This is a genomic window from Methylobacterium nonmethylotrophicum (assembly GCF_004745635.1).
Taxonomy (GTDB): Bacteria; Pseudomonadota; Alphaproteobacteria; order Rhizobiales; family Beijerinckiaceae; genus Methylobacterium; species Methylobacterium nonmethylotrophicum.
Map to the genome: position 1 here is coordinate 172,991 of NZ_SRLB01000004.1, position 12,175 is coordinate 185,165.

At 72.5% G+C, this 12,175-nt stretch carries 8 protein-coding genes and 1 other annotated feature; of the genes, 6 read left to right on the forward strand and 2 right to left on the reverse strand.

Translation table 11 applies throughout. The annotated features are described in order from the left end of the window. The first annotated feature begins 7 nt into the window (after window positions 1–7). The 6 genes from EU555_RS05840 to EU555_RS05865 all read left to right on the forward strand — a co-directional run bounded on the left by EU555_RS05840 (window position 8) and on the right by EU555_RS05865 (window position 10,542). Window positions 8–1,372: an LLM class flavin-dependent oxidoreductase gene (locus tag EU555_RS05840; protein WP_135413729.1), complete on the forward strand. Its 1,365-nt coding sequence runs from the start codon at window positions 8–10 to the stop codon at window positions 1,370–1,372. A gap of 241 nt (window positions 1,373–1,613) precedes the next feature. Further along, window positions 1,614–2,621 (forward strand): efflux RND transporter periplasmic adaptor subunit, encoded by a 1,008-nt coding sequence (locus EU555_RS05845; protein WP_135413730.1) that lies wholly within the window; start codon window positions 1,614–1,616, stop codon window positions 2,619–2,621. Between the two features lie 15 nt (window positions 2,622–2,636). Next, window positions 2,637–5,804 (forward strand): efflux RND transporter permease subunit, encoded by a 3,168-nt coding sequence (locus EU555_RS05850; protein WP_135413951.1) that lies wholly within the window; start codon window positions 2,637–2,639, stop codon window positions 5,802–5,804. Window positions 5,805–6,011: 207 nt separating this feature from the next. After that, window positions 6,012–6,067 (forward strand) — a sequence feature (sul1 is cis-regulatory element that is thought to sense ions involved in sulfur or methionine metabolism; They are found in Alphaproteobacteria). A gap of 66 nt (window positions 6,068–6,133) precedes the next feature. Further along, window positions 6,134–7,618: a SulP family inorganic anion transporter gene (locus EU555_RS05855; RefSeq protein ID WP_135413731.1), complete on the forward strand. Its 1,485-nt coding sequence runs from the start codon at window positions 6,134–6,136 to the stop codon at window positions 7,616–7,618. A 292-nt stretch (window positions 7,619–7,910) separates the two neighbouring features. After that, on the forward strand, window positions 7,911–9,509 hold the full coding sequence (locus EU555_RS05860; RefSeq protein ID WP_205820799.1) for a gamma-glutamyltransferase: 1,599 nt from the start codon (window positions 7,911–7,913) through the stop codon (window positions 9,507–9,509). Between the two features lie 91 nt (window positions 9,510–9,600). Next, the gene (locus EU555_RS05865; protein WP_135413733.1) at window positions 9,601–10,542 is read left to right on the forward strand and encodes a LysR family transcriptional regulator; all 942 of its coding nucleotides are present in this window, start codon (window positions 9,601–9,603) and stop codon (window positions 10,540–10,542) included. A gap of 304 nt (window positions 10,543–10,846) precedes the next feature. On the opposite strand, the gene EU555_RS05870 is transcribed toward EU555_RS05865, so the two are convergent. Together EU555_RS05870 and EU555_RS05875 are read right to left on the reverse strand one after the other, a co-directional pair. After that, window positions 10,847–11,440 (reverse strand): thiamine pyrophosphate-dependent enzyme, encoded by a 594-nt coding sequence (locus EU555_RS05870; protein WP_135413734.1) that lies wholly within the window; start codon window positions 11,438–11,440, stop codon window positions 10,847–10,849. Window positions 11,441–11,457: 17 nt separating this feature from the next. Beyond that, the gene (locus tag EU555_RS05875) at window positions 11,458–12,012 is read right to left on the reverse strand and encodes a thiamine pyrophosphate-binding protein (RefSeq protein WP_135413735.1); all 555 of its coding nucleotides are present in this window, start codon (window positions 12,010–12,012) and stop codon (window positions 11,458–11,460) included. Window positions 12,013–12,175: the final 163 nt, after the last annotated feature.

The window sequence follows — 12,175 nt, forward strand, 5'->3', positions numbered from 1 at the left end:
TCGAGCCATGATCCGTTTCAACGCCTTCGAGATGAACTGCGTCGGGCACCAGTCGCCCGGCCTGTGGCGCCATCCCCGGGACCGCTCGGGCGACTACACCACCCTCGCCTACTGGACCGACCTCGCCCGGCTGCTCGAGCGCGGCCGCTTCGACGGGGTGTTCCTCGCCGACGTGGTCGGGCTCTACGACGTCCATGGCGGCTCGCCCGCCGCCGCCCTGCGCAACGCCACGCAGGTGCCGGTGAACGATCCGCTCCTCGTCGTGCCGGCGATGGCGGCGGTGACGGAGCATCTCGGCTTCGGCGTCACCGTGAATTTGTCCTACGAGGCGCCCTACCTGCTCGCGCGCCGCTTCACGACGCTCGACCACCTGACGGCGGGCCGCATCGGATGGAACGTGGTCACGGGCTACCTCGACTCGGCGGCCCGCGCGATGGGCCTCGACCGCCAGCGCGCCCACGACGACCGCTACGACCTCGCCGAGGAGTACATGGCGGTCGTCTACGCCCTCTGGGAGGGCAGCTGGGACGACGGCGCGGTGCGGCGCGACCGGGCGGCGGGCGTGTTCACCGATCCGGCCTCCGTCCGGGCGATCCGGCACGAGGGCCCGCATTTCCGCGTCGAGGGCGTGCATCTCGGGGAGCCCTCGCCGCAGCGCACCCCCGTGATCTACCAGGCCGGGACCTCGCCGAAGGGCCGCGGCTTCGCGGCCCGCCACGCCGAATGCGTGTTCATTTCCGGCCCCTCGCCGCAGGTGATCGCGCCCCGGGTCGCGGCGCTCCGGCAGGCGGTCGCGGAGGCGGGCCGGGCGCCGGGCGACCTCCTGATCTACGCGCTGGCCACCCTCGTGGTCGCGGAGACCGACGCGCTCGCACAGGCCAAGCTCGCCGAGTACCGCCAGTATGTCAGCCACGAAGGGGCGCTCGCCCTGATGTCGGGCTGGACCGGGGTCGACTTCTCGGGGCTCGACCTCGACGCGCAGGTGCGGCACGTCGAGAACGATGCCGGGCGCACCGCGATGGACAACGTCACGCGGGCCGATCCGGGCCGGGTCTGGACGGTGCGGGAGGTGGCCGAGCATGTCGGGATCGGCGGGATCGGGCCGGTCTTCTGCGGCTCGCCCGCCACCGTCTGCGACGCGCTCGAGGCCTTCGTGGCGGCGACCGGGATCGACGGGTTCAACCTCGCCTACGTGGTGGCGCACGAGACCTTCGCGGACGTCGTCGAGCTCGTGGTGCCCGAGCTGCAGCGGCGCGGGCGCTACCCGACGGCGTATCGCGACGGCCCGCTGCGCCGGAAGCTCTTCGGGCGCGACCGGGTCGATGCGGCCCATCCGGCGGCGCGCCACCGGCACGCCCCGGCGATGGCGTGAGGGCGGGTCCGTCGGAGCGCCGCTCCTCTCCACCCGACCGCGGTCGCAGGGTGCCGGCGACCGGACGATCGCGCCGGCGTGAGCCTCGAAGGAGGACGTTGGAAGCCGCTGCGGAACGCACCCCCATCGTCGCGGACCGTGACCGCGTGTTCGGAAGCTCGGCCGTCGGGTGGACCGGCCGGGCAAAGCCGGGCAGAAACGACGGCACGCGCACGGGGTAGGGATGCCGGGAGGAAGCTCGATGATGCGGCGGGCGGTGCTGTCCGCGGTGGTGGCCCTGTGCGCGTGCGGAGGCCCGGTCGGGCCGGCGCGGAGCCAGGGGCGGGTCCGCGTGCTGCCGGAGGGCGGCCGCGTCGCCGTGCGGCTGACCGCCGAGGAGCGGGCCCGGATCGGCGTCGTGACGGCCCGCCTCGTGCCGCAGCCGCACCGGATCGAGATCCTGGCCTATGGCAGCGTCCTCGATCCCGCCCGCATCACCGACCTGACCAACAGCTACGCGGGGGCGGTCGCCGCCCTGCGGACCGCGAAGACCCGGGCGGAGGTCTCCGCCAGCGCCCTGCGCCGGGCCAGGAGCCTCGGCCCCACGGTCGTCGCCGGCGCCCAGCTCGAGACGGTCGAGGGCAGCGCCGCCACCGACGAGGCGACGCTGGCGGCCGCCGAATCGCAGGTGCGCACCCTCGCCGCCACCGCGCAGCAGGAATGGGGGCCGGTGCTCGGCCGGGCGATCGTCGAGCGGGCCCCCCTCGTCACCCGCCTGATCGAGCGGGCGGACCTCCTGGTGCAGGTGACCCTGCCCGCCGGCGAGGCCCTGAAGGTTCCCCCGGCCACGGCCTTCGCGGAGGTGCCGCCGCAGAGCGAGCGGGTGACCATGCGCCTCGTCTCGCCGGCGACGCGGACGGAGCAGCGGATCCAGGGCGTCAGCCACTACTACCTCGTGGCCGGCGACAGCGGCCTCCTGCCGGGTATGAGCGTGCAGGCCTTCCTGACCTCGCCGCAGGAGGCCGTGGGGATCGCCGTCCCGGAGAGCGCCGTGATCCACTGGCAGGGCAGCGCCTGGATCTATCACGGCCTCGGTGCCGATGCCTTCACCCGGCACCTCCTCAAGCCGGAGGCGGCCGTCTCGGCGGACCGTTACGTGATCGACGACCTCGGCGGGGAGACGGACATCGTCGTGACCGGGCCGCAGGCGGTGCTCACCGAGGAGCTGAAGGGCCGGAGCCCGGCCTCCGCCGACCCGGATGACGACTGAGCGCCGCGCGTGACCATGACGGATCCGCGGCCGGCCGGCGGGGAGAGCCGGGCCGGAGCGCCCGCGACAGCCTCCCCGACGGGTCTGCAGGCAGCCCTGGTGAGCCTCGCCGTGCGCCGGCCCGGGATCGTCGTCGCCCTCGCGCTGGCGCTCGTGCTCTACGGCCTGACCGCCCTCGGCACGGCCAGGTACGACGTCTTCCCGGAATTCGCCCCGCCCGCCGTGACGGTGCAGACCGAGGCGCCCGGCCTCAACCCGGAGCAGGTCGAGGTCCTGGTCACGCAGGCCGTCGAGGGCGCCGTCAACGGCCTGCCGGGCCTCGCGACCCTGCGCTCGAACTCGATCCAGGGGGTCTCGGTGGTGACCGCGACCTTCCGGGCCGGCAGCGACATCTTCCGGGCGCGCCAGCTCGTCGGCGAGCGGCTGGCCGGGGTCGCGGGCCGGCTGCCCCAGGGCGTGGCCGCCCCCACGATGACGGCCCTGACCTCCTCGACGAGCGCGATCCTGCTCGTCGGCCTGACCGCGCGGACGCGCTCGCTCATGGACCTGCGCAGGGTGGCGGACTGGCGGGTGCGCCTGCGCCTGCTCGCCGCCCCGGGGGTGGGCGAGGTGCTGGTCTATGGCGGCGACGTCCGCTCGATCCGCATCCAGGTGCGGCCGCAGGACCTCATCCGCTTCCGCATCGGCCTCAACGACGTGCTCGCCGCCGGCCGCAGGGCGACGGGCGTGCGCGGGGCCGGCTTCATCGACACGGTCAACCAGCGCATCACCCTGCAGACCGAGGGGCAGGCGGTGACCCCGGCGGCGGTCGCCCGCACGGTGCTGATCAACGAGGGCGGCGCGAGCGTGGTGCTGGGCGACGTCGCCGACGTGGTCGCCGGCCCGGAGCCGGCGATCAGCGCGGCGCTCGTCGACGGGCAGCCGGGCGTCCTGATGATGGTCGGCGCGCAGTACGGCGCCAACACCGTCGAGGTCGCGGCCGGGGTCGAGGCGGCGCTCGCCGAGCTGCGGCCGGGCCTCGACGGCGACGGCATCACCCTGCGCACCGACCTCTTCCGGCCGGCCGGCTTCGTCGCGCAGGCCACCGGCCACGTCCTGCAGGCCCTGGCGCTCGGCGGGATCCTCGTCGTGGCGGTCCTGCTGGTCTTCCTGTTCGACTGGCGCACGGCGCTGATCAGCGCCGCGGCGATCCCGCTCTCGCTCATCGGCGCGGTCCTGGTGCTCGGGGCCTTGGGCCTGAGCCTCAACACCATGACGCTCGGCGGGCTCGCCATCGCCATCGGCGAGGTCGTCGACGACGCCGTGATCGGCGTCGAGAACGCGGTGCGCCGCCTGCGGGAGAACCGGCACCGCGCGGTGCCCCTGCCGGAGGCCCGGGTGGTGCTGTCCGCCATCCTGGAGGTCCGGGTCTCGGTCGCCTACGCGACCTTCGCGGTCCTGCTGGTCTTCCTGCCGGTGCTGGCCCTCTCCGGCGTGCCCGGCCGGCTGTTCGGCCCCCTGGCGCTCGCCTACATCCTGGCGGTCCTGGCCTCCCTGGTCGTGGCGCTCACGGTCACGCCGGCCCTCGCGCGCCTGCTGCTGACCGGACGCAAGACACGGCCGGCCGGGGAGCCGCCGGTCACCCGGGCGGTGCGCGGCGTCTACGTCCGGATCCTGGAGGCCCTGGCGCGCCGTCCCGTCCTGGTGGCCGCCGCGGGCCTCGTCGCTGTCCTGGCGGGCGCGGTCCCGGTGCCGTCCCTCGGCGGCGCGTTCCTGCCCGATCTCAAGGAGGGGCACTTCATCCTGCACATGGCCACGGCGCCCGGGACCTCCCTGCAGGAGACCCTGCGGCTCGGGGGCCACGTCACGGCGGGCCTCAAGGCGATCCCCGAGGTGCGGGCCGTCGCCCAGCAGGTCGGGCGGGCCGAGGCGGGCTACGATCTCGGCGGGACGCACGAGAGCGAGATCCACATCGACCTCGCGCCGAACCTCGACGGCGCGGCCCAGGACCGGGCCGAGGCCGCGATCCGCGCCCTGATGGCGGCCACGCCCGGGGCGACCTTCTCGCTGAAGACCTTCCTGACGGAGCGCATCGAGGAGGTGGTGTCGGGCTTCACCGCCCCGGTCGTGGTCAGCGTCTACGGGGCGGATCTCGACCGGATCGAGGCGGCCGCCCGGGACGTGGCCCGGGAGATCGCCGAGGTCCGGGGCGCCGCCGACATCCAGCTCCGGTCGCCGGCGGGCCTGCCGCAGATCAACGTCGCGTTGCGCCCCAGCGACCTGCGCCACTGGGGCCTCGACGCGATCGAGGTGCTGGACCTCGCCCGCACGGCCTTCCAGGGCGACACGGTCGGCCAGTCCTACGAGGGCAATGCGGTCTTCAATGTCGTGGTCGTCCTCGATCCCTCCGCCCGCGCGCGGCTGTCGAGCCTCGGCGACCTGCCCCTGCGCACGCCGGGCGGCAGCTACATCCGCCTGTCGCAGGTCGCGGACGTCTACGAGACCGTCGGGCGCTACGCCGTCGCGCATCACGGGGCGCAGCGGGTGCGGGTGGTGACGGCGAATGTCGAGGGCCGGGACATCGCCTCGTTCACCGAGGCCGTGAGGCGCAAGATCGCCCGCGAGGTGACGCTGCCGCCGGGCGTCTATGTCGGCATCGGCGGTGCGGCGGAGGCGCAGGGCCGGGCCCGCCGCGATCTGGCGCTCCATGCCGGGCTCGCCGGGCTCGGGATCGTGCTCCTGCTGGCCGTCGTCACCGGGTCACCCGCCAACCTCCTGCTGGTCCTCGTCAACATGCCCTTCGCGTTCGTCGGCGGCGTGCTGGCCGTGGCCGCGAGCGGCGGCATCGTCTCCCTCGGCGGCATCGTCGGCTTCGTGACGCTGTTCGGCATCTCGCTGCGCAACACGATCATGATGATCGCCCACTACGAGCATCTCGTGCTCGTGGAGGGGCGGCCGTGGAACGCCGCCACGGCCATCGAGGGCGCCGCCGACCGCCTGGTGCCGATCCTGATGACCTCCCTGGTCACGGGCCTCGGCCTCCTGCCGCTGGCGCTGGGCGCCGGCGAGCCCGGCCGCGAGATCGAGGGGCCGATGGCGATCGTGATCCTGGGCGGCCTCGCCAGCTCGACGATCCTGAACCTCGCCGTCCTGCCGGTGCTGGCGCAGCGCTTCGCGCGGTTCGGCGATCGGAACGATGCGTAGTCGGCGAAGGCGGTCGCGTTTGAAAGGGCAGGCCCAGGGTCGATCCCGATTCGCTTGACGGCGCGAAGGGCTGCTGAGGGAGGATTGCGGGCTTTCGATCGTGGATCGGATCAGGTCCGCTTTGCGGGTGAAGCAGCCCCAACGATGCCGCCGATGTTCAGCGCTTGTTGCTTTGCAGCATGTGCGTCCGGTAGGATGGGGCACTCGCATGGACCCGGTGCAAGCCCGGGTGGCTCTTCCGGCCGCCAATCCGCCGGACAACGCAAACGACCTGACGCTCCTCATCGTCGCCCAAGCGGTCGGCGTGCGTCCCTTTGCGGAAAACAATCATGTACGCTCTCACCTCGTCTCGGCGCGGCTGGTTCGCAAACCCACGCGCAGACATCCTTTCTGGCATCGTCGTCGCGCTCGCGCTCATCCCGGAAGCGATCGGCTTCTCCGTGATCGCAGGTGTCGATCCGAAAGTCGGCCTTTACGCCTCCGTGGTCATCGCTTGCGTCATCGCCTTCACAGGCGGTCGCCCGGCGATGATCTCCGCTGCTACCGCCGCAACCGCGGTGGTGATGGTCGATCTCGTGCGCGAGCACGGCGTGCAGTATCTGTTCGCCGCCACGATCCTGATGGGTGTGATCCAGGTCATCGCCGGGCTCCTCAAGCTCGGGCGTCTCATGCGCTTCGTCTCGCGCTCGGTGATGACAGGTTTCGTCAACGCGCTCGCGATCCTGATCTTCCTGGCGCAGCTTCCTGAATTGCACGGCGTGCCACCTACCACTTACGGGCTCATCGCGCTCGGGCTCGCCATCATCTATGGCCTGCCGCGGTTCACCCGCGCCATACCCTCGCCGCTGGTGGCGATCATCGTGCTCACTGCGCTAACCGCCACTCTCGGCCTTGATGTCCGCCGGGTCGCTGATCTTGGTGCGCTACCCTCGACCCTGCCGCACTTCGCATTGCCCCAGGTGCCTCTCTCCTTTGAGACGTTGCGCATTCTCCTGCCCTACGCAGCGGCCCTTGCGGCGGTCGGCCTGCTCGAAAGCCTGCTTACCGCGCAGATCGTGGACGACATGACCGACACGCCGAGCGGAAAGAGCCGCGAGTGCATCGGCCAGGGCGTCGCCAACATGGCGTCCGCCGTGTTCGGTGGCATGGGCGGATGTGCGATGATCGGCCAATCCGTGATCAATGTCTCGTCGGGCGCGCGCGGACGGCTCTCGACACTCGTTGCGGGGGTCTTTCTCCTCGTGCTCCTCGTGGCACTCCAGGGCTTGCTCGCCCTTGTCCCGGTTGCGGCGCTCACGGCCGTGATGATCATGGTCTCGATCAACACCTTCTCGTGGCGGTCGCTCGCGCAATTGCGCACGAACCCGCTTGCCTCGTCGGGCGTGATGCTTGCCACCGTCGTCGCGGTCGTGGCGACAGGAAATCTTGCGATTGGCGTCCTCATCGGGGTGCTGCTGTCCGGCGTGTTCTTTGCGGGTAAGGTGTCGCGATTGAGCCAAGTCACGTCGGAACTGTCGGCGGACGGGCGCACTCGCACCTACCGGGTTACGGGTCAGGTGTTCTTTGCGTCAGCCGGAGCCTTCGCCGAGGCCATCGACGTGCTGGAACCGGTGGAGCGGCTCGTCATCGACGTTCACGCCGCCCACTTCTGGGATATCTCGGCCGTCGGTGCTCTCGATCGCACTGTACTGCGCGCTCGACGCCAGGGACGAGCCGTCGAGGTTGTCGGTCTCAACGAGGCGAGCGCCACGATGGTCGAGCGCTTCGCGGTCCATGACAAGCCTGAAGCGAATACGGCTCAAGCAATCCACTGACGTCGTGCCTCCCTTCCGAGCATCCGGCCTGGAGGCTATGAGGTCTGCTTTCAGGTCGCTCCAGACGTTGGAGGCAGCACGATCCAGCGTCGGTAGGGGTCGAAAGCAGCCCCTCGCATGGTCGAACTGGTTGGATTTTGACCCCAGTCCTGGCACTTGGGCAAGACACCCTGCGTCGAGCCCGGCGGCGACCGGCCGGATGCGCGCGCGAGGCGCGCCGGTTGCACGCGGCGCAATTGTCGAGGCTACCCCGGCGGGGCATCCTCGCCGGGCGCGGATGCCTGGAGGATGGATGCCGGCCCATCGGAACTCGCCCTATCGCACGCAGAACTGGACGCTGACGAAGCCCGCCGCGGCGGGGCGGGACGGCATCGTCGTGGCCCAGAACCGCGAGGCGGCCGAGGCCGGGGCGGCGATCCTGGCGGCGGGGGGCAACGCCGCCGACGCGGCGGTCGCAACCGCCTTCGCCCTCGCGGCGGTGGAGCCCTGGAACAGCGGGCTCGGCGGCATCGGCTTCGCGCTGGTGCTGCCGGCCGGTGCGACCCGCGCCAAGGTCGTGGATTTCGGACCGGTCTCGAGCCGCAACACCCGGGCCGCCGACTACCCGCTCACCGGCCGGGAGACGCGCGACCTGTTTCCCTGGCCGGAGGTCGCGGACGACCGCAACATCCACGGGCCGCTCTCGTTCTGCATCCCCTCCGCGGTCGCCGGCTACGCGACGCTGCACGAGGCGTTCGGGACCGGCCGCCCCGCCGCCGACCTGCTCGCGCCCGCGCTGGCGCTCGCGCACCGCGGCCTGGCCCGGGACTGGTTCACCACCCTGAAGATCGCCGCCGCGGCGCCCCTGCTGCGGCGCTACCCGGAGAGCGCGCGCCTCTACCTGCCGGACGGCCTGCCGCCGGTGCCGCCCGACCAGGGCGCGCCCGGCTTCCTGCCGCTCGGTCGCCTGCCCGAGACCCTGGAGCGGCTGGCGGAGGCCGGCCTGCGGGACTTCTACGACGGCGGCGTCGCCCGCGACCTCGTCGCCGACATCGCGCGCCTCGGCGGGGTCGTCGACGGGCAGGACCTGGCCGGCTGCCGGGCCCTGGTCCGCGACGCCCCGACGATCGCCTGGCGCGACGACTGGACCCTCCACGCCGCCGGCGGCCTCACCGCCGCGCCGACGCTCGCCGCGGTCGTCGCCGGCATGGCGCCGGTGCCGCGGCCCTCCGCCGGCCCGGACGCCGCCTGGTTCTCCGCGCTCTCGCGCGTCATGCGGCAGGCCTATGCCGAGCGCCTCGCCGGCCTCGGCGCGGCCGGCCTGGAGCCGGGCGACACCTGTACGTCCCACCTCACCGTCGTCGACCGGGACGGGATGCTGGTGTCGATGACGACGACGCTGCTCTCCTCGATGGGCAGCCGGGTCGTGCTGCCCGGGACCGGCGTGCTGATGAACAACGGCGTGATGTGGTTCGATCCGCGCCCCGACAGCGCCAACCCGATCGCCCCCGGGGTGCGCCCGCTCTGCAACATGTGCCCGGTGATCGTCACGCCGCGGAGTGGCGAGGGCCCGCGGCTCGCCGCCGGCGCGTCCGGCGGCCGGCGCATCCTGGCGAGCGTGTACCAGCTCCTCGCCTTCCTGATCGATTTCGGCATGGACCCGCAGGCCGCCGCCCATGCGCCCCGCATCGACGTCTCGGGACCGGACGGCGCGAGCGCCGATGCCCGGCTCGCCCCGGAGGTGCTGGACGCGCTCGCCGCCGAGGGGCCGCTCGCGGTGGTGGAGCACGGCGTCCTGCCGGTCAACTTCGCCTGCCCGAACGTCGTGCGGGTGGAGAACGGCGCCGCCACGGGGTGCAGCGACGTCGCCTCGCCGTGGTCCGCCGCCGTGGCGGCCGCGCCGCCCGCCTGACGGACGCCCGTCCGGACGTCGTGTGCTACCGTTCCGGACAAGGGATCGGCCGGGGAACGCCTCCCGGCCGGGATAAAGAACGGCGACGATCATGGACTTTCGCGCGCTCAGGACGTTCCACGCGATCGCCGAACTCGGAAGCCTCAGCAAGGCGGCGGACCTGCTGCGCATCGGCCAGCCGGCGCTGAGCCGGCAGATGAAGCTGCTCGAGCACGAGCTGAAGGCCGAGCTGTTCGTGCGCAACGGCCGCGGGATGGTGCTGACGAGCGCCGGCCAGCTGCTCCTCGCGCGCAGCCTGAGCCTGGTGCGCCAGATCGAGCAGGTCCGCGACGACATGCAGTCGCTCGACCGGATGCCCTCGGGCAGCGTCGTGCTGGGCGTCGTTCCGACGGTGAGCGCGGTCCTGTCGGCGCGGGTGGCGCGCCGCGCCGTCGCCGAGCTGCCCCAGGTCGCGCTCCGGATCGTCGAGAGCTACGGCGGCCACCTGGTCGAGTGGCTGCACCGCGGCCGGATCGACCTGTCGATCCTCTACGGTCCGGCGGTCGACCTCCATCTCGACGTCGAGACGCTCGGGCGCGACGAGCTGGTGGCGGTCGGCCCGAAGGGGTCGGGCCTCGCCGAGCGCGCGCCCGTCGACCTTGCCTGGCTCATCGGTCAGCGGCTCGCGCTGCCGAGCCACTCGCACGGCCTGCGCCGCCTCGTGGAGAAGGCGGCGTCGCGCAAGAAGCTCCCGGTCGACGTCGTGGTCGAGGCCGATTCCTTCCGGGTCCTGACCAACATCGTCGAGGAGGGGATCGGCTACACCATCCTGCCGCCCTCGGCGATCCACGCCGAGCTGCAGCAGGATCGCCTCGAGATCGCGGCCTTCGCGCCCCCGGGCATCGCCCGCGAGGTCGTGCTCGCCTCCGCGACCGCCAAGCCCGCCTCGATCGCGAGCGCGGCCGTGGCCGACCTCGTGCGGACGGAGATCGCCGCCCTCGTGCGCGAGGGGCGCTGGCGGCTCGTGACCGCGTTCGAGGCCGGGCCGCGCTGAGCAGGGTTCGCGAAAGCGGCCGCCGGTCTTGCGACAAACAGCTGCGGCGAAACGAGGATTTGAGCGGACGAAGCGTTGGCCTTTCCCATCCGAGCCCTCATCCTGAGGTGCCCACATCGTGGGCCTCGAAGGAGGCCTCCAGACACCACCGAGATCTCTGGAGGCCTCCTTCGAGGCCCAGCGATCGAAGATCGCCGGTCACCTCAGGATGAGGTTTGTGGGTGGGAAGGACCGGTGCTGCGATCAAGCTGCCATTGCCGTGTACGGTGTTGGCGTTCCAACGCGAGTCTGCCGAGGCCGGCCCCTACGACACCGTCAAGCCGAGATGCCCGCGCATCCGGTGCTTGAGGAAGACGCCGTCCCGCGGCGGCAGCGCCCGCTCGACGTGCCCGGAGGCGATCCTGACCCGCACGAAGCGCGGTCCTCCGGAGGTCGCGCGCAGCCTCGGCCGGTAGGCCGCGAGCCCGGCCTCGTCGGCGATCTCGACCGCGTCCTCGATCCCGCTTGCCTGCGCGACCCGGTCCAGCCGGACCCCGAGGCCCGAATGGCTCCGCTGCATGCCGGTCTCGCCGTAATGGCCGTTGTCGAGGACGACGATCGTGAGGTTGGCGGGACGGGCCACCGCGACCGTCATCAGCCCCCCGGCCCCCATGATCTGCTCGCCGTCGCCGGTCACGACCGCGACCGGCCGCGTCGGCTGCGCCAGCGCGAGCCCGAGGCCGACGAGGGCGGCCCCGCCCATCGCGCCCCAGAGATAGAAGTTGGCGTCGTGATCGCCCGCGTCGAAGACGTCGTAGGACGGCGAGCCGAGGCCGGTCACGACCAGGAGGTCGCCGCGCTCGGCGAGGAGGACCCTGACGGCCCGGCGGCGATCGAGCGTCCCGACAGATTCCGACATGACCTGATCTCCCGGCCTCATTGGCCCTCGACCCACTTCTTGCGCCCGAGCATGCGCTGCGCGATCAGCACGGCGACCTGCTGGTCGCCGTCGAAGGCGAGGTTCGCCGCCGCCGTGACCACCTCGGCGGCCTCCTCCGGCCGCTCGAGGCGCAGGAGCGTGACGCCCATCGTCTCGAGGGCGGCGGGCGTGCCCCGGCCCATCGGGATCTGCCACGGGTTGAACTCGGCCCACTCGCCGCGCATCGTCACGAGGGTCAGGAGCGGGAACCGGCACGTCGCCGGCAGCGACAGCATGTTGATGCAGTTGCCGACCCCGCTCGACTGCATCAGCAGGACCGCGCGGGCACCGCCGAGCCAGGCGCCTGCCGCGAGCGCGATCCCCTCCTCCTCCGTCGTCAGGACGGTGGTGCGGACTTGCGCGTCGTCGTGCAGGGCGCGGATCAGCCGCGCGTGGCCGGCATCCGGCACGTAGGAGGCCTGCGTCACGCCGGCCTCGCGCAGGGCGCGGTAGACCGCGAGCGGCCAGTCCGTGCCGGCCTCGCCGGCGGCATCGGTTGAGGAAACGGTCATCGTCATCTCCGGCCGGCCAAAGTCCCGCGCGGATCCGGCCGGGCGTCCGGCGCTTCTCCCGGTCCAGGGGAATGTGGCTCCGCCGAGATGTGCGCGCGCGGCCGTGGCCGGCGCACTTTCATTCTCGGCATATCCGGTCTCACGGAATTCGAATTCGCTGCGG